23 protein-coding genes are annotated in these 18,835 nt (G+C 59.8%); 15 read left to right on the top strand and 8 right to left on the bottom strand.

Features of this window, described 5'->3' with window-relative positions; translation table 11 throughout:
* Positions 1-56 precede the first annotated feature (56 nt).
* Genes L3X40_RS02795 through L3X40_RS02805 form a run of 3 tightly spaced genes read left to right on the top strand, consistent with a single transcriptional unit; the run spans position 57 to position 3,199 of the window.
* Positions 57-1,901 (top strand): acetyl/propionyl/methylcrotonyl-CoA carboxylase subunit alpha, encoded by a 1,845-nt coding sequence (locus L3X40_RS02795; RefSeq protein ID WP_237364262.1) that lies wholly within the window; start codon positions 57-59, stop codon positions 1,899-1,901.
* Positions 1,902-2,354, top strand: a complete 453-nt coding sequence (locus tag L3X40_RS02800) for a MaoC family dehydratase (RefSeq protein WP_237364263.1) — start codon at positions 1,902-1,904, stop codon at positions 2,352-2,354.
* Positions 2,351-3,199, top strand: a complete 849-nt coding sequence (locus L3X40_RS02805; RefSeq protein WP_237364264.1) for an HpcH/HpaI aldolase/citrate lyase family protein — start codon at positions 2,351-2,353, stop codon at positions 3,197-3,199. The genes L3X40_RS02800 and L3X40_RS02805 overlap by 4 nt, the downstream gene beginning before the upstream one ends.
* On the opposite strand, the gene L3X40_RS02810 is transcribed toward L3X40_RS02805, so the two are convergent.
* Genes L3X40_RS02810 through pyrE form a run of 5 tightly spaced genes read right to left on the bottom strand, consistent with a single transcriptional unit; the run spans position 3,196 to position 6,905 of the window.
* Positions 3,196-4,269 (bottom strand): AI-2E family transporter, encoded by a 1,074-nt coding sequence (locus L3X40_RS02810; protein ID WP_237364265.1) that lies wholly within the window; start codon positions 4,267-4,269, stop codon positions 3,196-3,198. The genes L3X40_RS02805 and L3X40_RS02810 overlap by 4 nt on opposite strands.
* Positions 4,266-5,144 (bottom strand): signal peptidase I, encoded by an 879-nt coding sequence (lepB, locus tag L3X40_RS02815; RefSeq protein ID WP_237364266.1) that lies wholly within the window; start codon positions 5,142-5,144, stop codon positions 4,266-4,268. The genes L3X40_RS02810 and lepB overlap by 4 nt, the downstream gene beginning before the upstream one ends.
* 44 nt (positions 5,145-5,188) lie before the next feature.
* Entirely contained in the window at positions 5,189-5,590 is a 402-nt protein-coding gene (gene acpS, locus L3X40_RS02820) for a holo-ACP synthase (RefSeq protein WP_237364267.1), read from the bottom strand.
* Positions 5,587-6,318 carry a pyridoxine 5'-phosphate synthase gene (locus L3X40_RS02825; RefSeq protein ID WP_237364268.1) on the bottom strand — a complete coding sequence of 244 codons (732 nt, stop codon included), beginning with the start codon at positions 6,316-6,318 and terminating at the stop codon, positions 5,587-5,589. Before L3X40_RS02825 ends, acpS begins: the two co-directional genes overlap by 4 nt.
* A 5-nt stretch (positions 6,319-6,323) precedes the next feature.
* Complete coding sequence (gene pyrE / locus L3X40_RS02830) at positions 6,324-6,905, bottom strand: orotate phosphoribosyltransferase (protein ID WP_237364269.1); 582 nt, start codon at positions 6,903-6,905, stop codon at positions 6,324-6,326.
* Between the two features lie 193 nt (positions 6,906-7,098).
* On the opposite strand from pyrE, the gene coxB reads away from it, so the two are divergent.
* The 10 genes from coxB (at position 7,099) to L3X40_RS02875 (ending at position 15,697) form a co-directional block, all read left to right on the top strand.
* Positions 7,099-8,082 (top strand): cytochrome c oxidase subunit II, encoded by a 984-nt coding sequence (gene coxB, locus L3X40_RS02835; RefSeq protein WP_237364270.1) that lies wholly within the window; start codon positions 7,099-7,101, stop codon positions 8,080-8,082.
* A 13-nt stretch (positions 8,083-8,095) separates the two neighbouring features.
* Positions 8,096-9,772: a cytochrome c oxidase subunit I gene (gene ctaD / locus L3X40_RS02840; RefSeq protein ID WP_237364271.1), complete on the top strand. Its 1,677-nt coding sequence runs from the start codon at positions 8,096-8,098 to the stop codon at positions 9,770-9,772.
* Positions 9,773-9,795: 23 nt separating this feature from the next.
* Positions 9,796-10,743: a heme o synthase gene (locus tag L3X40_RS02845; protein ID WP_445177143.1), complete on the top strand. Its 948-nt coding sequence runs from the start codon at positions 9,796-9,798 to the stop codon at positions 10,741-10,743.
* Positions 10,740-10,868, top strand: coding sequence for a hypothetical protein (locus tag L3X40_RS22290; protein ID WP_272907911.1), 129 nt, complete (start codon positions 10,740-10,742; stop codon positions 10,866-10,868). Before L3X40_RS02845 ends, L3X40_RS22290 begins: the two co-directional genes overlap by 4 nt.
* Entirely contained in the window at positions 10,868-11,422 is a 555-nt protein-coding gene (locus tag L3X40_RS02850) for a cytochrome c oxidase assembly protein (RefSeq protein WP_237364273.1), read from the top strand. The genes L3X40_RS22290 and L3X40_RS02850 overlap by 1 nt, the downstream gene beginning before the upstream one ends.
* A 35-nt stretch (positions 11,423-11,457) precedes the next feature.
* Positions 11,458-12,279, top strand: a complete 822-nt coding sequence (locus tag L3X40_RS02855; protein ID WP_237364274.1) for a cytochrome c oxidase subunit 3 — start codon at positions 11,458-11,460, stop codon at positions 12,277-12,279.
* Positions 12,279-12,686 carry a DUF983 domain-containing protein gene (locus L3X40_RS02860; protein ID WP_237364275.1) on the top strand — a complete coding sequence of 136 codons (408 nt, stop codon included), beginning with the start codon at positions 12,279-12,281 and terminating at the stop codon, positions 12,684-12,686. The genes L3X40_RS02855 and L3X40_RS02860 overlap by 1 nt, the downstream gene beginning before the upstream one ends.
* Positions 12,686-13,264 (top strand): SURF1 family protein, encoded by a 579-nt coding sequence (locus tag L3X40_RS02865; protein ID WP_237364276.1) that lies wholly within the window; start codon positions 12,686-12,688, stop codon positions 13,262-13,264. Before L3X40_RS02860 ends, L3X40_RS02865 begins: the two co-directional genes overlap by 1 nt.
* A 63-nt stretch (positions 13,265-13,327) precedes the next feature.
* The gene (thrC, locus tag L3X40_RS02870) at positions 13,328-14,728 is read left to right on the top strand and encodes a threonine synthase (protein ID WP_237364277.1); all 1,401 of its coding nucleotides are present in this window, start codon (positions 13,328-13,330) and stop codon (positions 14,726-14,728) included.
* A 99-nt stretch (positions 14,729-14,827) separates the two neighbouring features.
* Complete coding sequence (locus tag L3X40_RS02875; RefSeq protein ID WP_237364278.1) at positions 14,828-15,697, top strand: class I SAM-dependent methyltransferase; 870 nt, start codon at positions 14,828-14,830, stop codon at positions 15,695-15,697.
* A gap of 74 nt (positions 15,698-15,771) precedes the next feature.
* Here L3X40_RS02875 and L3X40_RS02880 read toward each other — a convergent pair whose 3' ends face one another.
* The 3 genes from L3X40_RS02880 to ccmA all read right to left on the bottom strand — a co-directional run bounded on the left by L3X40_RS02880 (position 15,772) and on the right by ccmA (position 17,447).
* Positions 15,772-16,065 carry a GIY-YIG nuclease family protein gene (locus L3X40_RS02880; RefSeq protein WP_237364279.1) on the bottom strand — a complete coding sequence of 98 codons (294 nt, stop codon included), beginning with the start codon at positions 16,063-16,065 and terminating at the stop codon, positions 15,772-15,774.
* A gap of 138 nt (positions 16,066-16,203) precedes the next feature.
* Positions 16,204-16,854, bottom strand: a complete 651-nt coding sequence (locus tag L3X40_RS02885; RefSeq protein ID WP_237364280.1) for a heme exporter protein CcmB — start codon at positions 16,852-16,854, stop codon at positions 16,204-16,206.
* Positions 16,851-17,447, bottom strand: coding sequence for a heme ABC exporter ATP-binding protein CcmA (gene ccmA, locus L3X40_RS02890; protein WP_237364281.1), 597 nt, complete (start codon positions 17,445-17,447; stop codon positions 16,851-16,853). The genes L3X40_RS02885 and ccmA overlap by 4 nt, the downstream gene beginning before the upstream one ends.
* A gap of 53 nt (positions 17,448-17,500) precedes the next feature.
* Here ccmA and L3X40_RS02895 point away from each other — a divergent pair, with 53 nt between their 5' ends.
* The gene (locus tag L3X40_RS02895) at positions 17,501-17,815 is read left to right on the top strand and encodes a 4a-hydroxytetrahydrobiopterin dehydratase (protein WP_272907912.1); all 315 of its coding nucleotides are present in this window, start codon (positions 17,501-17,503) and stop codon (positions 17,813-17,815) included.
* 60 nt (positions 17,816-17,875) lie between these two features.
* Positions 17,876-18,778: an acetylglutamate kinase gene (gene argB, locus L3X40_RS02900; protein ID WP_237364283.1), complete on the top strand. Its 903-nt coding sequence runs from the start codon at positions 17,876-17,878 to the stop codon at positions 18,776-18,778.
* The last annotated feature ends 57 nt before the right edge of the window (positions 18,779-18,835 follow it).

Genomic DNA, 18,835 nt, shown 5'->3' on the forward strand with positions numbered 1-18,835 from the left:
TTTGCATGGTCCCCCTCCCCAAGACAAGCTTGGGGAGGAATGATCGGAGCCGTCCCATGATCACCTCCCTCCTTATCGCCAATCGGGGCGAAATTGCTTGCCGCATCATCCGCACCGCGCGCGCCATGGGCATTCGCACAATCGCGGTTTATTCCGATGCGGATGCGCAGGCGATGCATGTCGCCCATGCCGATGAAGCCGTGCATATCGGACCATCGCCGGCACGCGAAAGCTATCTGGTTGGTGAAAAGATCATAGCGGCCGCCAAGGCAACGGGCGCAGAGGCAATTCATCCCGGCTATGGTTTTCTTTCCGAGAACGCGGCCTTCGCGCAGGCGGTGATTGATGCTGGCCTGATCTGGGTCGGGCCAGGGCCGGACAGCATTACCGCCATGGGGTTGAAAGACGCGGCCAAGCAATTGATGCAGGACGCGGGCGTCCCCACCACGCCGGGCTATCTGGGGGACGACCAGTCCCTTGAGCGTCTTGCAAAGGAAGCGGATGCGATTGGTTATCCCGTTCTGATCAAGGCGGTCGCCGGCGGCGGCGGCAAGGGGATGCGCAAGGTCGATGCAGCGGGCGATTTTGCCGATGCGCTTGTATCGTGCCGGCGGGAGGCGGCGTCGTCCTTTGGCAATGATCATGTGCTGCTGGAAAAATGGGTTACGAACCCGCGCCATATCGAGGTGCAGGTGTTTGGCGATACGCACGGCAATGTCGTTCATCTGTTCGAACGCGATTGCTCGCTCCAGCGCCGCCACCAGAAAGTAATCGAGGAAGCGCCCGCGCCCGGTATGGATGCGGATACGCGTCAAGCGATCTGCGCGGCGGCGGTGCGGGCGGCCAAGGCTGTCAATTATGTCGGCGCGGGAACGATTGAGTTCATCGCTGACGGGTCGGAAGGGCTGCGCGCCGATCGCATCTGGTTCATGGAAATGAATACAAGGCTGCAGGTCGAACATCCGGTGACTGAGGAAATTACCGGCGTGGACCTGGTCGAATGGCAGTTGCGCGTTGCCAGTGGCGAGGCTCTGCCAAAGCGGCAGGAGGAACTGTCTATCAACGGTTGGGCGATGGAAGCGCGCCTCTATGCCGAAGATCCGGCCAAGGGCTTTCTGCCCAGCATCGGTCGCCTTGAAACCTTCGATCTGGGCGATGCGTACCGGATCGATACCGGGGTGGAGCAGGGTGCCGAAATATCGCCCTTTTATGATCCCATGATTGCAAAGGTCACTGCCTGGGGAGCGGATCGTGACGCCGCCCGCCTGTCGCTGGCCGAAACATTGGCGGGTAGCGCGGTGTGGCCCGTTCGGACCAATGCGGGATTTCTCGTCAAGGCGCTGGAACATCCCGCCTTTGTCGCAGCCACGATCGACACCGGCCTGATCGGGCGTGAAGGCGATGCGCTGCTTGCCGCTCAGCGACCGTCGGATGATGCGCTGGCCGACGGGGCGGCGGCGCTGGTGCATGGCGGCGACCTGAACGGTTTCCGGCTGAATGCGCCGCACAAGCGAGATGGCCATTTCCTGCTGGATGGCGAACCCGTGACAGTGCGAATTGGCGATACGACCAAAGATGGAGAGGGAGCCGATTCCATCCTGATCGCGGAAGGCGGTCAGACCTGGGAACTGACGCCCTGGCGCGCAGCGGGCGTGGAGGGGGCGGGGGCCGGTGACGGTGCGATTCTTTCACCCATGCCCGGTCGCATCATCGCCGTATCGGTTGGCCTGGGCGAACAGGTGACGAAAGGACAAAAGCTCGTCACACTGGAAGCCATGAAGATGGAACACAGTCTGATCGCACCCTTTGACGGCACGGTCGCGGAATTGAGCGCCGTTGATGGTGCTCAGATATCCGAAGGCGCGCTGCTGGCGCGGATCGAAACAGGGGATGAGAGCTAGATGGCTGGTAAATATTTCGACCAATGGGTGCTGGGCGAGACATTATCGCATGAAATCAGGCGAACCGTCACCGAGACGGACAATCTGCTGTTTTCGACGATGACCCACAATCCACAACCGCTGCATATCGACGCAGAAGCGGCAAAAGCATCGGAATTTGGCCAGATCCTCGTCAACGGCACCTTTACCTTTGCGCTGATGGTGGGATTGTCGGTCGGCGATACCACGCTGGGCACGCTGGTCGCCAATCTGGGCTATGACAAGCTGGTCATGCCAAAGCCGGTGTTTATCGGCGACACATTGCGTTGCGAGAGTGAGGTGACAGCGCTACGGAGCAGCAAGTCGCGCCCCGATGCGGGAATTGTGACCTTCACCCATCGCCTGTTAAACCAGCGGGATGAGATTGTTTGCCAGTGCTTGCGTATGGCGTTGATCCAGAAGGCCCCCTCATGAAATTGCGCTCCCTTCTCTTCGTTCCCGGTGACCGGCCTGAACGGTTCGACAAGGCGGCGGCAAGCGGCGCGGATGCGGTCATACTGGATCTGGAAGACAGCGTCGCATCGGCGAACAAGGGCAAGGCACGCGATGCCGTGGCGTGCTGGGTCGGGGAAAATGCGGGGCTAACCACCCGGATCATCCGCGTCAATCCGATCGATAGCGGCCTGCTAGATGCCGATCTGGACGCCATATTGGGCGCAGGGGCGGACGCTTTGATGCTGCCCAAGGCGGAAGGTGCGGCATCGGTTCGGGCGCTTTGCGACATGATGCAGGGCTCTGCCATTCCGATTTTGCCTATCGCTTCGGAAACGCCCGCCGCGGTGTTCCAGCTGGGCAGCTATGCCGAGGTCGCCGACAGGCTCTGCGGCCTGACATGGGGCGCGGAAGACCTGCCCGCCGCCATTGGCGCGGCCACATCACGGGAGGCTGACGGACGCTATACGCCGCCTTATGAAGTGGTGCGGTCGCTGACCTTGTTCGGTGCCCATGCAGCGGGCGTCCCGGCGATCGAAACGGTATTTCCAGCCATAGACGACACAGACGGGCTGGCGACTTATGCGGCGCGCGGACGGCGGGACGGTTATGTAGGCATGATGGCCATCCATCCGGTGCAGGTGCCCACGATCAATGCGGCCTTTACCCCGGATGAAGCGGAAATCGCACATGCCCGCGCTGTTATTGCGGCGTTTGAGGCCAATCCGGACGCAGGCGTGTTGCAGCTTGATGGCAAGATGATCGACAGGCCGCACATCAAGCAGGCGGAGCGGGTATTGGCGCTGGCCGGAGTGACAGCCGATTAGTCCTGCGCGGGTGCCCCGTTCTGCCGGGACCGTTCTTCCAGAAATACCTTGATCATTGCGACAATGGGATCGGCCAGGAACAGCCCCAATATGCCGAACAGTGCGCCGAACAGGATCTGCGCGCCGAGCACCAATGCAGGGGCCAGGTCAACAGCGCGTTTCGCCACGATGGGCACGATCAGATAGCCATCGATAATCTGCACCGCAAGGTAAACGCCAACGGCGTACAAGCCAGTATCCACGCCCGCCGAAAAGCCTACAAGTATGATGAGAATGCCCGAAATAATGGCGCCGATATTGGGCAGGAAGGCCAATATGCCGGTAAGGACGCCCAGCAAGGCCGCCATAGGCACGCCGCCAAGCAGCAGCAATATCCAGGTGCCAAACCCTTCCACCGCCATGCCGACCATCCGGCCCGCCATCAACCGGCGCAGTGTCCAGGCCATTTTGTCGGCGGTGGTGTAAAAGGCAGCGCGCCGCCCCATGGGCAGCATCCAGGCAATGCCCCGCTCATAGAGGCGCGGTTCGACCGCGATGAAGATGGCGAGTACGAGCATCATCACCAGACTGGTCACGGCGCCTACCACCGTGCTGACCGCTGCCGTCACTTTGCCGAGCGACCCCAATATCTGATTGCCCAATGATTTGAGGTCGGTTGGGGTCGCAGTAAGACCTTGATCGCTGGCAAAGGCACTGATCCTGCCGATTTGGGTTTCGATGATCTGTTGCATCGCGGCGGCCTGCGCGGAAAGTTGTGATCCGGTCAGCCAGACTGTCCAGGTCAGAAAGCCGAACAAGGCAAGGATGATGATGCCAAGCCGCCAACCCCGGCCAATGGGCAATATCCGTTCAAGAAGGCGCGTGCCGCCGTCCAGCATGGATGTGATGACCAATGCGCCCAGGATGACGAGAATGGGCTGGGCAAGCAGGACGACCAGCCCGATGCCGATGGCGACGCCAAACCAGATTGCCGCTTTCTGAAATTCCCGGCGGACCAGCGGGTCGTGCAATTCGGCGGGGCCGGGCGCTTCGATATAGGCTTCATCCCTGGGGCCGCGCTGACCGTTCATTGATTATCCTTTGTGGCTATTGTGCGGGCGGGATGCAGGCTGAAACCTGCGCGGCCGCTCCGCAACGACGAAAACCAGCTTAGCGGATTCCAGCCCGTCGAACCGTCCAGTGAGAACGTGATGAATTCGGCACGGCCCCCGATGCTTTCAAAGGGTACGGGTCCGCCTAAACCGTCCTCATCCAGGCTCACACGACTGTCGGCGGATCGGTCGCGATTGTCGCCCATCAGGAACAGATGGTCAGCCGGTATCTTGATGGGGCCGTACCAATCCAGACCTCGATCGCCCAGATCTACAATGTCGTAATACCGGCCATTAGGCAGGGTTTCGCGCTTGATCGGCAGATCGCAATAGCGGGTGCCGTCGGGGCCGGTGCGCTGACGGTTCGGGAACTGGTCCGGCGCGCACGGCGCATTGGCGTCGATGGGTAAATGCATATCGGGGCGCGTTTCCAGCCGTGTCGGAACGCCATTCAGGATGACCTGTCCATCGCGCAGTTCCAGCGTGTCGCCGGGCAGGCCGATGACACGCTTGATATAATCGCTGTTCTTGCCGCGCGGAGTGACGATGACGATATCGCCGCGCTCGGGCAGTTGCCCCAGCAGACGTCCCTTGATGGGCGGCAGAATATGGAAGGACGGCGACACATAGGACCAGCCATAGGGATATTTGCTGACCACCAGACGATCCCCGACCAGCAGGCGCGGCATCATCGATTCGGACGGGATGTAAAAAGGCTTGGCGATCAGGCTGTGAAAGGCCAGTACGGCCAGAATTAGAAGGAATATACTGCGCGCTTCGGCGATCCAGTCGGTGGTCTGCGTTTTCTTGTCATCTGATGGCGCGTGCTGGTCCGTTTGCCCCGGTTCGGTCATATCGGCTTCCATCGCTTCTGACCCTTCCCGGGCTTGATCCGGCTTCAAACTGGCACTGCCTCTATTATTACAAACGCCTGTGCCCATGGATGATCGTCGGTGAGCGTCAGGTGAACAAGCGGCTTATAGCCGCTGGGAACAAGGGATTCCAGCCGGACAAGCGCGCCGCCGGTCAAGTGCAGTGTCGGCGCGCCGGATGGACCATTGACCACGCCGATATCCCGCATGAACACGCCTGTTTTGAACCCGGTGCCGACCGCCTTTGAAAAGGCTTCCTTGGCGGCAAAGCGCTTGGCGTAGGTGCCGGCGCGGGTATGCGGGCGGCGGGCCGCCTTTGCCCGTTCGACCTCGGTGAAGACCCGGGTTTCGAATCGCGCGCCGAAACGGTCGAGGGAGTTCTGGATACGCTCGATATTGCAGAGATCGGAGCCAAGCCCAATGATCACCGGACCAGATCCATCTGCCTGCGCATTTCGCTGATAGAATCTTTCAGACCACAAAAAATCGCCTCGCCAATCAGGAAATGACCGATATTGAGTTCGGCAAGCTGCGGAATGGCGGCAATTGGTCCGACATTATCGAATGTGAGTCCATGGCCCGCATGGGGTTCAATGCCATTCTTGGCCGCCAGCGCCGCACCATCCGATATGCGGCGCAGTTCGGTGCTGCGCGCCGTGCCATCCAGATGCGCATATAGCCCGGTGTGGAATTCGACCACCGGAGCCTTCAGGCGAATCGCGGCGTCGATCTGAACAGGATCGGGTTCGATGAACAGGCTGACGCGGACCCCCGCATCGGACAGCGCCGCGACGATGGGGACCAGTTGATCGAATTGCCCGGCAGCATCGAGGCCGCCCTCGGTCGTCCGTTCTTCCCTTTTTTCGGGAACGATGCAGGCGGCATGCGGTTTGTGGCGAATCGCAATGTGCAACATTTCCTGCGTTGCGGCCATTTCCAGGTTGAGCGGGATGGTCAGCGCCGCCAACAATGCGGAAATATCCTCATCGCGAATATGCCGACGGTCCTCGCGCAGATGGGCAGTAATTCCATCTGCGCCTGCTGACGCTGCCATCAATGCAGCCTTCACCGGATCAGGATGGTCGCCGCCCCGCGCGTTGCGGATGGTGGCGACATGATCGATGTTAACGCCAAGGCGGAGAGGGCGGGGCGCCATGGAGTTCAGCTTTTCCGGCTGCCCGGCTTGATCGCCTCTAGCGCAGCCAGTTCTGGCGGCAGGTCGTCAGGATCGTAAACCGGAAAATTCAGGGACACGAGCGGGAAGAAAGGGACGCCCAGATCTGCTTCGCCCGCCGACCGATCGACCAATGCGGCCTCTGCGATCACTTCGCCGCCCGCCGCCCTGATGGCTTCTATGGCCTGACGCGAGGAAAGGCCGGTGGTGACGACATCTTCCACCATCAACACCTTCTGTCCCTCGGTCAGTGCAAAACCGCGCCGCAGTTCGAACGTGCCATCGGGACGTTCGAGAAACATGGCCTCGACACCCAACGCACGACCCATTTCATGGCCGATTATAAGGCCGCCCATGGCTGGAGAAACCACGATTTCGATTTCCGCACGTACCTCGCGAGGTATTTTCTGCACCAGCGCGCGGGCAAGGCGGCCAGCGCGTTCCGCATCCATCAATACGCGCGCACATTGCAGATAATTGGCGCTGCGTTTGCCGGAAGAGAGGATGAAATGGCCCTCCAGCAGCGCTTGCGCCGCACGGAATTCCGCCAAAATCTCATCATCGTTCATGTCACGGTCCATTCTTTTGTCTTGGCGAGGCTAATAGGCGGGAGGGGCTGCAAGTTCAACACAAAGAAAATAAGCCCTTTAGGTGCTTGAGGCCTGCGAAAAGCATGCCTATAAGCCGCCGCAATAAAGACAGGACTGTGACCGGACCCTGCGTCCGATACAGAACAGTATGCGGGGTAAGATCGAGACGCTTATGAACATGGTGAAATCGCTATTTCTGGCCGGAATACTGGCTTTTACGCCCGGTTCCGTCAGTGCGCAAAGTGCTGCGCCCACGCCGCAGGCGGTGGGTGCCGCTCCGGCCGAAGCGGGGACGGAATCAGCACAGGCAGCAGCGCCTGCCGCTTCTGTAATGAAGCCGACCGAGGGCATCGGCATGCCCCAATCGGGCGAAACGACGTTTCAGGAACAGTTCGCCGACAATGGCAGATATGCTCTCTGGTTTCATGACTCGGTGCTTTTGCCTATCATTACTGCGATTTCGCTGTTTGTTCTGGGTCTGCTGATCTGGGTGATGTTCCGCTATCGCCGATCGGCCAATCCCGTGCCGTCAAAAACCTCGCACAATACCTTGATCGAAGTGATCTGGACATTGGTGCCGGTGTTGATTCTCGTTGGTATCGCGATACCGTCGATCGACCTTCTTGCGCGCCAGTACAAACCTGCGCCGGAAAATGCGCTGACTGTCAAGGTGACGGGTTATCAATGGTATTGGGGCTATGAATATCCCGACAACGGCATTTCGGAAATCATCTCCAACATGCTTTCGAACGAAGAGGCGCGCAAGCGTGGCGAGCCTGAATTGCTTGGCGTTGATAATCGCCTGGTCCTTCCGGCTGGTCGACCGATCAAGTTGTTGATTACCGGGGCGGACGTTATTCACAGCTTCTCAGTTCCAGCATTCTGGATAAAGGAAGACGCGGTTCCGGGCCGCATCAATGAAAAGGGCTTCATCATCGACAAGCCAGGCATTTATTATGGCCAGTGTTCCGAATTGTGCGGGGCGCGCCATGGTTTCATGCCGATTGCGGTTGAAGCACTTCCACCTGCCGAATTCGACGCCTGGGTTCTTGCTCAGGGAGGCCATGCACGCGGTGCGGCGGAAGCGCCTGCTGAGGCGGTAGCCGCCGCAGCCCCCGCCGCCAATGCCGTGCAACCGGCTACAGCCACCAATTAAGGGTCGCCAGGACATGACTGACACAACCGCAACGCCCGCCGATTTCCAGGCGCATCCCCAGGATCACCATCATGACGGGGATCACAAGCCGGCCTTTTTTGCTCGATGGTTCATGTCGACCAATCACAAGGACATCGGCACGCTTTACCTGATCTTCGCCATTGTGGCGGGCATCATCGGCGGCGCTATTTCCGGCCTGATGCGTGCTGAACTGGCGGCGCCTGGCATTCAATATCTTCAGGCATGGGCGCTGATGTCCGATGGTCCCGATGCGACTATGGATCAGGCCTATCACCTCTGGAATGTGCTTATCACGGCGCATGGTCTGATCATGGTGTTCTTCATGGTCATGCCGGCGATGATCGGCGGCTTTGGCAACTGGTTCGTGCCGATCATGATCGGCGCGCCGGATATGGCCTTTCCGCGGATGAACAACATCAGCTTCTGGTTGTTGATCCCGGCTTTCCTTCTGCTTCTTGGTTCCACCTTCGTTCCAGGTGGTACTGGCAACGGTGCGGGCACGGGCTGGACCGTCTATGCGCCGCTTGCAACCAGCGGAAGCCCGGGGCCAGCGGTCGATCTTGCCATCCTGTCGCTGCACCTTGCCGGTGCAAGCTCCATTCTGGGCGCGATCAATTTTATCACCACCATTTTGAATATGCGCGCGCCGGGCATGACCCTGCACAAGATGCCGCTGTTCGTGTGGTCGGTGCTGGTTACAGCGTTCCTGCTGCTTCTGGCGCTGCCGGTTCTGGCGGCGGCCATCACGATGCTGCTGACGGACCGCAATTTTGGCACAACCTTCTATGATGCAGCGGGCGGCGGCGATCCGGTGCTTTACCAGCATCTGTTCTGGTTCTTTGGTCATCCTGAAGTGTACATCATGATTTTGCCGGGCTTTGGCATTGTCAGCCAGATCATTTCGACTTTCAGCCGCAAGCCCGTCTTTGGCTATCTCGGCATGGCCTATGCCATGGTTGCGATCGGCGTGGTGGGCTTTGTCGTGTGGGCGCACCACATGTTCACCACAGGAATGAGCGTCAACGTCAAGATGTACTTCACTGCCGCAACCATGGTGATCGCGGTGCCTACCGGTATCAAGATCTTTTCATGGATCGCCACGATGTGGGGCGGATCGCTATCATTCAAGACACCGATGGTGTGGGCGATCGGTTTCATTTTCCTGTTCACGGTGGGCGGCGTCACGGGTGTGGTGCTCGCTAATGGCGGCATCGACGACAATCTGCACGACACCTATTATGTCGTTGCGCATTTCCATTATGTTTTGAGCCTTGGCGCTGTGTTCTCTCTCTTTGCGGGATTTTATTACTGGTTCCCGAAAATGAGCGGCAGGCAGTATAATGAATTTCTGGGCCATCTTCATTTCTGGGTCTTCTTTGTCGGTGTGAACCTGTTGTTCTTCCCGATGCACTTCCTGGGTATGAGCGGCATGCCGCGTCGTATTCCTGATTATACCGGAGCCTATGCGTACTGGAATGACATTGCCTCGTTTGGCTATGTCATCATGGCTGCGGGTATGGCGATTTTCTTCGTCAACCTGATCTGGTCGCTGCTTGCGGGCAAGAAGGCGGAATCCAATCCCTGGGGTGAAGGCGCAACGACGCTGGAATGGACCTTGTCCAGCCCGCCGCCGTTCCACCAGTTCGAAACACTACCAAAGATCGATTGATTGAATGAACCGGCCACGTCAAAATGGGCGTGGCCGGTTTTTCGGGACAAGCAATTGTGGCAACTACGCCAATGACAGGCAGAATGACCCGTACAACGGCTGACTGGCGCGATTTCCTCGCGCTGACCAAGCCGCGCGTCATGACGCTTGTCGTTTTTACCGGCCTTTGCGGATTGCTGGCGGCGCCGGGAACGATCCATCCTGTGCTCGCCTTTACCGCGATATTGTGCATCGCACTTGGCGCAGGAGCGGCGGGTGCCCTCAACCAATGGTATGAAGCCGATATCGATGCCATGATGAAGCGGACAGCCAACCGCCCGCTGCCCGCCGGACGCATGGACCCGCAGTCGGCACTGCACTTTGGCGTGGGGCTGTCCTTTTTCTCGGTGCTGCTGCTGGGCGTTGCGACCAACTGGCTGGCGGCGGCTATATTGGCCGTGTCGATCCTGTTCTATGTGCTGGTCTATACGGTATGGCTCAAGCGCAGGACCCCGCAGAATATCGTCATTGGCGGTGCGGCAGGCGCGTTTCCGCCGTTGATCGGCTGGGCTGCCGCAACCGGTAGTATCGCACCGTTGCCGCTGGCCCTGTTCGCGTTGATATTTTTCTGGACGCCGCCGCATTTCTGGGCGCTCGCGTTGTTCGTGAAAACGGATTACGCCAATGCAGGCGTGCCGATGCTGCCTGTAGTTGCCGGGGAAGTGGCGACGCGGCGCCAGATTTTCGTTTATACCGCGATCATGGCGGTAGCTGCCCTGGCGCCGGTCCTGTTACGGCTGACCGGACTTGTCTATGGCGTTTCGGCATTGGTGCTGACCGCCATTTTTGCGGTTATGGCCTTTCAGGTGGCGGTGCGCCGGGAAAGCGACCCTGCCAATATGAAGCCGGAACGTCGGCTTTTTGCTTATTCGATCCTGTATCTTTTTCTCATATTTGGAGCGGTCGTCATCGACCGTTGGGTGCTGGCGTGAACAATGACGAACAGGATCAGATCAGGGCGCGTCAGCGCGCTCGTGCTTTGGCGACTGGCGCCCTGCTGGTCGCCCTGGTGGTGCTCTTCTATCTCATCACCTTGGCGAAAATCGGGGGAAATTGATGGCAACCCTTGAGCAGAAGAATAGAAACAGCGCCGTTTTCGCGTTGTCCCTGGCCGCCGGAATGCTGGCGCTGGGGTTTGCATCTGTCCCACTTTACCGCATCTTCTGTCAGGTGACCGGCTATAACGGTACGACCCAGCGGGCGACCGCCGACACAAAAGTGCCGGTAGCAACCGGGCACATGATGTCGATTCGGTTCGATTCGAACGTGGCGCCGGGCATGCCTTGGAAATTCTACCCTGAACATACAACCGACAAGGTCACGGTCGGTGCACGTGACATGGCGATCTTCATTGCCAAGAACATGTCGGACAAGCCCGTAACGGGCGAGGCTTCATTCAATGTGACGCCATCGCAGGCCGGGAGCTATTTCGCCAAAATTCAGTGCTTTTGCTTCACCGAACAGACACTGCAGCCGGGGCAGGAAGTCCGTATGCCCGTCCTATTTTATGTCGATCCCAAAATTTTGGACGATCCCGACAACAAGGACACGCAAGAAATTACGTTGAGCTACACATTCTATCCTGTGGACCAGGACGGAAGCGGAAGCTAAGAGCCAATCAAAGTTACAGACAGGGATAAAGCACAATGGCCGGAGCCAAGAACCACGATTACCATATTCTTCCGCCCAGCATCTGGCCGCTTGTCGGCTCCATGTCGGCGCTGCTGATGGCGTTGGGCGGGGTTATGTGGATGCACGAATATGCAGGCGGCGGCTGGGTTTTCCTGGGCGGCCTAGCAGGTGTGCTGTTCACGATGTTCAGCTGGTGGTCCACGGTGATTGGCGAAGCCCATGCGGGCGATCACACGCCGGTGGTGCAACTGCATTTGCGTTACGGCATGATCCTGTTCATCGCATCGGAAGTCATGTTTTTCGTCGGCTGGTTCTGGGCCTTTTTCGATTTTGCCCTGTTCCCGTCCGCTGCAGAGGTGATCGGCGGCCAGTTTCCGCCCAAGGGCTTGGAGGTCATGAGCGCCTTTGAATTGCCCCTGCTTAACACGCTGATTCTGCTCTGTTCCGGCACAACCATCACCTGGGCGCACCACGCGTTGATCCATGGCGATCGTGAGGGATTGAAGAAAGGTCTGTGGTGCACGATCATCTTGGGCATCCTGTTTTCGTCGATCCAGGCTTATGAATATGCCCATGCGCCCTTTGGCTTTGGCGGCAACACTTATAGTTCGGCATTCTATATGGCGACCGGTTTCCACGGTTTCCACGTCTTGGTCGGTACGATCTTCCTGATCGTCAACCTGATCCGCACATATCAGGGCGACTTCACCCCGCGCCAGCATTTCGGCTTTGAAGCGGCGGCCTGGTACTGGCATTTCGTCGATGTCGTCTGGCTGTTCCTGTTCATAGCCATCTATGTCTGGGGTGGTTGGGGCGCGCCGGTTCACGCCGGCTGATGAACATCGGGGAAGGCCTCTCGCCGGTGGTGCGGTCGGCCTTTCTCGGCCTGTGCCCGAAGTGCGGGTCGGCGACGCTGTTTGGCGAGCATATGGTCCACTTTGAGCCGCAATGTTCCGCTTGTGGCCTGGACTACAGCCAGTTCAATGTTGGTGATGGTCCTGCGGCGTTCCTGATCCTGATCATCGGAGCGCTGGTGACGGCGATGGCCCTTGTTTTCGAAGTGATGATGCATCCGCCCTTCTGGGTGCATATGCTGATCTGGATACCGGTGACTACGCTGGCGGTTGTCGGGTCATTGCGCGTGGCGAAGGCGGCGCTGCTGATCCTGGAGTTCCGCAACAAGGCGCGCGAGGGCAAGTTGCAAATACCGGACGCGGGACAGAGCGGCGACGTACAAGCTTGATGCGGCGTTTGCCCGTTCTGCCGACGATATTGGTCGCGCTCGCCATAGCGGTTATGATCGCGCTGGGCATTTGGCAGTTCCAGCGCTTGGCCTGGAAGGAGGACCTTCTCAAAAGCTATGCCGCCGCGCAGGGATTGCCGCCTATCCGCTATCCGGAACGACCGGACAAGATGCACCCGCCACTATTCCGGCACGCGACTGGGCATTGCGCGCAGGTTGTCGATTGGCGCAGCACCAGTGGTCGAAATCTGAAAGGGGAGGCCGGTTGGGTGCATGTCGCGCAATGCCGCACGGATGCAGGACATGATATGCAGGCCGTGATGGGCTGGTCTGACCGCCCGGTTTCACCAGAGTGGACAGGCGGACCGGTCACCGGAATCATTGCGCCCGATAGCCAGCATGTCATTCGTCTGGTTGTCGATCGTCCCGCTCCGGGCTTGCAAGCCGCGCAACCGCCCAGCCTTGCCGATATTCCCAACAATCATTTCGCCTATGGTGTCCAATGGTTCCTGTTTGCCGGGATCGCGGGGATAATCTATGGCCTCGCCTTGCGCCGCCGGAGCGTCGATCGCGCTTAATTCATGGGTCCTGACCCTAAACTCTTGCGGCAGGGCCACGCGCGGTCTAACGCGTGGCGCATTATGCAATATGTCAGCAGCAGGGGTAGCGCACAGGCGCTGAATTTCGAGGATGTGACGCTGGCCGGGCTGGCGTCGGACGGGGGGTTGTACCTGCCCGAAAGCTGGCCGCTTTTTTCGAGTCAAGAGATCGCGGCGCTGGCAGGCCTGAGCTACGTCGAAACGGCGGTGCGTGTGATGATGCCCTTCGTGGCGGGGTCGCTCAGCGAAGCGGAGTTGCGGGATCTGTGCACGCAAGCCTATGGCCGGTTCAGCCATCAGGCCGTGACCCCTTTGGTCCAGCTTGACCATCGTCATTGGTTGCTGGAACTGTTTCACGGCCCGACATTGGCGTTCAAGGATGTGGCGCTACAGCTTTTGGGCCTGTTGTTCGAAAAGTTCCTCAGCAACAGTGACCGGCATCTGACCATCGTCGGCGCGACATCGGGCGATACCGGATCTGCGGCAATCGATGCGGTGGCGGGTCGTGACAAGATCGACATTTTCATGCTTCATCCCGACGGTCGCGTATCGGATGTCCAGCGGCGGCAGATGACGACAGTGCGCGCGCCCAATGTTTACAACATCGCCGTTGATGGCAGCTTTGATGATGCGCAGGCGCTGGTGAAGCGGATGTTCAATGACCGCGAGTTTTCATCGCGCTTTAGTCTGTCGGCGGTCAATTCGATTAACTGGGCCCGGTTGATGGCGCAGGTGGTGTATTATTTCTATGCCGCCGTGCGCCTCGGCGCGCCGGATCGGCCCGTGGCTTTTTCGGTGCCCACGGGTAATTTCGGCGATGTGTTTGCCGGTTATGTTGCCGCGAAGATGGGTTTGCCGGTCGCCCGTTTGATTGTTGCGACCAACGTGAACGACATCCTCCATCGCGCGCTGTCTCAGGGCGACTATAGCCAGGGTAAAGTGACCGCTACGGCCACGCCCAGCATGGATATCCAGGTCAGCAGCAATTTCGAGCGGCTGCTGTTCGATCTGGGCGGGCGTGATGGCAAGGCTATGGCGGCGCAGATGCACGGATTTGAGGCAACACGCGCCATGCGCCTTTCCAATGCGCAGCGTGAGGGCGCGGCGAAGCTGTTTTCGAGCGCGCGGATTGATGCGGATGATATGTCGATCGCCATGCGCTGGGCCAATGATGCCGCAGGGCAGGTGATTGATCCGCACAGCGCGGTTGGCCTTGCTGCCGCGCGGGCGAGTGACCTTGACCCCGCCATTCCGATGGTGACGCTAGCTACGGCGCATCCAGCCAAGTTCCCCGATGCTGTCGAACGTTCAACTGGCGTTCGTCCGCCACTGCCCGCGCGCATCAGCAATCTGTTCGACCGTGAAGAGCGCTATGCGAAGCTTCCCGCGACCATGGAAGCGGTCAGCGCCTATATCGCCGAGCGAGCGACGCCGCGGGATTGAACCAGTCTGCCGCCGTTCGTCCCGAGCGCAGTCGAGGGGTGTTGTCTTGGCGCGGAGGTGTCTCGACTTCGCTCGACATAAACGGCTAAGGACTTGGTCATGCAACTCCACCAGATGATTAGCGAGCTGTGGCCTGATTATGGCCTGATCGACAGCGGGCATGGCCGCAAGCTGGAACGCTATGGCCGCTACCGCTTCATCCGGCCAGAGCCGCAGGCGATGTGGGCGCCCGCATCGGCGGACTGGTCGGCAGATGGGGAATTTGTCCCCGGATCGGATGAGGATGGCGGCGGTCGCTGGTATTTCGAACGTCCCGTGCCGCAGGAAGGCTGGCCGCTCACGTGGGATAATGTGTCGTTTACCGCCAGTTGCACGCCCTTTCGCCATCTGGGTTTCTTTCCCGACATGGATGCGGTCTGGCGCTGGATGCGGGGGCAGACGGCGGGGATGGACCAGCCGCAGATCATGAACCTGTTCGGCTATACCGGCGTCGGCACACTCGCCATGGCGGCGGAGGGCGCGCAGATGGTGCATGTTGATGCGTCCAAGAAATCAGTGCAGGCCGCGCGCGCCAATGCGGAGCTTTCGGGGCTGGCTGACCGCCCGGTGCGCTGGATTGTCGATGATGCGGCGAAGTTTGTCGCGCGCGAGGTACGGCGCGGGCGGCGCTATGACGGAATCCTGCTTGACCCGCCCAAATATGGCCGTGGGCCGGAGGGCGAGGTCTGGAAGCTGGAGGAAAGCTTGCCGGGCCTGATCGCCGATTGCCGCAAGCTGTTGGATGAGAACAGCCGGTTCCTGTTCCTGACGGTTTACGCCGTGCGAATGTCGGCGCTTGCCATTGGCGAGTTGCTGCGGCAGGAATTTTCGAGCCTTGGCGGCACGGTCGAATGTGGGGAACTGGCGGTTCGGGAGGAGGCGCGGGGATTGCTGTTGCCGACCGCGATATGGGCGCGTTGGTCGCGGTAGGGGCTGATTCTGAATGGCAAGCGTGACGAGCGGACGTCTACCACTTTCGTCATGCCAGCGAAGGCTGGCATCTCTCAAGGCTGGGCGATGTATTCAAACAGATCGTGCCAATCAGGATTGCCCTCCTCAATGAGCCTGATCTTCCATGCGCGCTGCCACGCCTTCAACGCTTTCTCACGCGTAATGGCCTCGATGATCGTTGTGTGTCGTTCGGCTAGAACAAGGCACTTCAGTCCATATTTCCGGCAGAATGTCGAACCCGTTCCGGCCTGATGCTGCATCATGCGGGCAGCAAGGTCACTGGTGACTCCAGTGTAAAGCACACCATATGGCTTGTTCGTGAGAATATAGGTCCAGCCGCTTTGCATTCATACGTGCTTACATCAGGCCGATCGAGATGCCAGCCTTCGCTGGCATGACGTTCATGGGAATCATGACGTTCATGGGGATCATGACGTTTATGAGTATAGTGTCGGACCTTGGGTCGTAACCCCATCCGACCTGCTTCACTCCCTTCCCGCCCGTAACGCTGCGCCCGCCGCGATCGGCGCTATCGCCACCAGCAGCAATGACGTTGCGCCAAGGAATTTGAGCGCCGCGCCGCTTTCGTTGCCCAGCGATCCGGCGCCAAAGATGAGGAGCGGTACGGCGAGCGGCAGGACCAGCAGTCCGGCCAGCGCACCGCTGTTGCGCAGGCCGGCCGTCAGCGCGCTGACCATCAGGCCGAGCGCGGCTAGCGCGGGGGTGCCGACGGCCAGGCCCAGTTCCAGCCGTGCCAGCGTGCCGCCGTCGATTTTCAGCAGCGCCGCCGCCGGGATCGCGGCGATCATCAGGGGCGGGCCGAAGCTTAGCCAATGGGCGATGAGCTTGCCGCTCGTGATGACTTCGTCAGCAAAGCCCCGTAGTACGAGCTGGTCGAGCAGACCGCTGTCCCGGTCCGGCATGATCAGCCGGTCGATGGGCAGCAATGCGGCGAGCAGCGCTGCGATCCAGATGACGCCGCCGCCGGTGCGCGCCAGCAGCGCCGTGTCCGGACCGACCGCGAAGGGGAAGAGCGTGGCGACCATCAGCATGAAAGCGACGGGCAGCCATGCGCCGCCGCTCCTGTAGGCAGCGCTGGCGTCGCGGGCGATGAGGGTCAGGAACGGACTGGTCACGCGCTCACTGCCCCAAGCGCGATCTGGTGCGTGAATATCAAGGGCAATGGCTGGTGCGATGCGGCCAATATGATGCCGCCGCCGGCAAGATGAATCTGCATGATCCCGCCCAGCAGTTCCAGCGATGCCGTATCCAGACCATTGGCGGGCTCATCCAGTAGCCAGATCGACGCGCCGCTGGCGATCACCCGCGCCAGCATTGCCCGCTTGCGCTGCCCGGTAGACAGCATCCGCACCGGCACATCGGCCAACCGATCAAGCGACAGCGCGGCAAGCGCTTCATCGAGTGCCGCATTGCCACTACCGTCAATCCGCGCCCAGAAATCCAAGGCGCGATGCAGCGGCTTGTCTATGTCGAGCGCGAGATTTTCATCGCTCATCGCCATGTTGCCCTGACGGTCGATACGTCCGGCGGCCGGATGGAGCAGGCCCGCGGCAAGGCGGATCAGACTGGATTTGCCCGTGCCATTGGGCCCGGCGACCAGCGCCGCCTCTCCTGCGGAAAGGGTGAAATCCATCCCCTCGAACAGCAAACGGTCACCGCGCAGGCAGGCGACAGCACGGAAGGAAAGGCTTGCGCTTGTCTCCATCATGCCCACATTGCCCCCATCCGCGTCATGGCCAAGCCATAGGCGCGCCAGCCCAAATGTCCAGAAGGAGAAGGAAGATGGTGGCCAAACTGACCGAGGAGGAAAGGGCTGCGGCCCTAGTGGAGCTGTCAGGCTGGACCCATGATCCGGACCGCGATGCCATAAGGCGCAGCTTTCGCTTCGATGATTTCGTGGCGGCTTTCGGTTTCATGACGAAGGTGGCCCTGCACGCGGAAAAGGCGGACCACCACCCCGAATGGTTCAATGTCTACAACTGTGTCGACATCGTGCTGACCACGCATGATGCAAATGGCCTGTCAAAACGAGACGTGGCGTTGGCGCGCACGATTGATGCAATTGCACATGGATGAAGCCCGGCGGCGGGAGAATATGACGCTTGCCATTGTGCGCTGGCGCGATAGGGAGGCGTAATGATCAAAAACCATGCACCCGATCCGGCCCTGCTGGCCAAAGCGGAAACGCTGACGGAGGCGCTGCCCTATATGCAGCGCTATGCGGGCAAGACCTTTGTCGTCAAATATGGCGGTCATGCCATGGGCGACCCTGAATTGGCGCGCGATTTTGCCGAGGATGTGGTGCTGTTGAAAGCCGTTGGGATCAATCCCGTGGTCGTTCATGGCGGCGGGCCGCAGATTGGTTCGATGCTGAAGCAATTGGGCGTCGAGACGCAATTCGTCGATGGGCTGCGTGTGACCGATGCGGAAACTGCGCGGATTGCCGAAATGGTGCTGTCAGGCGCGATCAACAAGGAGCTGGTCAGCTGGATCGGTCAGGCGGGCGGACGTGCCGTCGGTATTTCGGGCAAGGATGGCGGCTTTGTTACGGCTACGAAGGTCCAGCGGACGCAAAAGGACCCCGACAGCAATATTGAACGCATTGTCGATCTGGGTTTCGTCGGCGAACCGAGCCATGTCGATTGCAGCCTGCTCGATACGATCAGTGCGGCGGGCATGATCCCGGTGGTCGCGCCCATCGGCATTGGCGAGGACGGCCATACCTATAACATCAATGCCGACACGATGGCGGGCGCGATTGCGGCGGCGATGGGTGCATCACGCCTGTTCCTGCTGACCGACGTGGCCGGGGTGCTGGACAAGCAGGGTGAACTGCTGACCGATCTGTCGCCCAAGGACATTGGGGCATTGCGCAAGGACGGCACGATTTCAGGGGGCATGATTCCCAAGCTGGAGACCTGTGTGCAGGCAGTTGAGGGCGGGGTGGATGCCGCGGTCATTCTGGATGGTCGAGTTCCCCACGCGATGCTGCTGGAAGTGTTCACCCGGCGGGGCGCGGGCACATTGGTAAAGGCTTGAACAGATTATCGGGAGCGTGCTTGAAAGTGCGTTACTGAAGCAATACACATGATCGAA

Source organism: Rhizorhapis sp. SPR117 (assembly GCF_021742065.1).

Coding starts and splice junctions, on each gene's coding strand:
- L3X40_RS02795 (WP_237364262.1), top strand. CDS start 57: ATGATCACCTCCCTCCTTATCGCCAATCGGGGCGAAATTGCTTGCCGC.
- L3X40_RS02800 (WP_237364263.1), top strand. CDS start 1,902: ATGGCTGGTAAATATTTCGACCAATGGGTGCTGGGCGAGACATTATCG.
- L3X40_RS02805 (WP_237364264.1), top strand. CDS start 2,351: ATGAAATTGCGCTCCCTTCTCTTCGTTCCCGGTGACCGGCCTGAACGG.
- L3X40_RS02810 (WP_237364265.1), bottom strand. CDS start 4,269: ATGAACGGTCAGCGCGGCCCCAGGGATGAAGCCTATATCGAAGCGCCC.
- lepB (WP_237364266.1), bottom strand. CDS start 5,144: ATGACCGAACCGGGGCAAACGGACCAGCACGCGCCATCAGATGACAAG.
- L3X40_RS02825 (WP_237364268.1), bottom strand. CDS start 6,318: ATGGCGCCCCGCCCTCTCCGCCTTGGCGTTAACATCGATCATGTCGCC.
- pyrE (WP_237364269.1), bottom strand. CDS start 6,905: ATGAACGATGATGAGATTTTGGCGGAATTCCGTGCGGCGCAAGCGCTG.
- coxB (WP_237364270.1), top strand. CDS start 7,099: ATGAACATGGTGAAATCGCTATTTCTGGCCGGAATACTGGCTTTTACG.
- ctaD (WP_237364271.1), top strand. CDS start 8,096: ATGACTGACACAACCGCAACGCCCGCCGATTTCCAGGCGCATCCCCAG.
- L3X40_RS02845 (WP_445177143.1), top strand. CDS start 9,796: ATGGGCGTGGCCGGTTTTTCGGGACAAGCAATTGTGGCAACTACGCCA.
- L3X40_RS02850 (WP_237364273.1), top strand. CDS start 10,868: ATGGCAACCCTTGAGCAGAAGAATAGAAACAGCGCCGTTTTCGCGTTG.
- L3X40_RS02855 (WP_237364274.1), top strand. CDS start 11,458: ATGGCCGGAGCCAAGAACCACGATTACCATATTCTTCCGCCCAGCATC.
- L3X40_RS02860 (WP_237364275.1), top strand. CDS start 12,279: ATGAACATCGGGGAAGGCCTCTCGCCGGTGGTGCGGTCGGCCTTTCTC.
- L3X40_RS02865 (WP_237364276.1), top strand. CDS start 12,686: ATGCGGCGTTTGCCCGTTCTGCCGACGATATTGGTCGCGCTCGCCATA.
- thrC (WP_237364277.1), top strand. CDS start 13,328: ATGCAATATGTCAGCAGCAGGGGTAGCGCACAGGCGCTGAATTTCGAG.
- L3X40_RS02875 (WP_237364278.1), top strand. CDS start 14,828: ATGCAACTCCACCAGATGATTAGCGAGCTGTGGCCTGATTATGGCCTG.
- L3X40_RS02880 (WP_237364279.1), bottom strand. CDS start 16,065: ATGCAAAGCGGCTGGACCTATATTCTCACGAACAAGCCATATGGTGTG.
- ccmA (WP_237364281.1), bottom strand. CDS start 17,447: ATGATGGAGACAAGCGCAAGCCTTTCCTTCCGTGCTGTCGCCTGCCTG.
- L3X40_RS02895 (WP_272907912.1), top strand. CDS start 17,501: ATGTCCAGAAGGAGAAGGAAGATGGTGGCCAAACTGACCGAGGAGGAA.
- argB (WP_237364283.1), top strand. CDS start 17,876: ATGATCAAAAACCATGCACCCGATCCGGCCCTGCTGGCCAAAGCGGAA.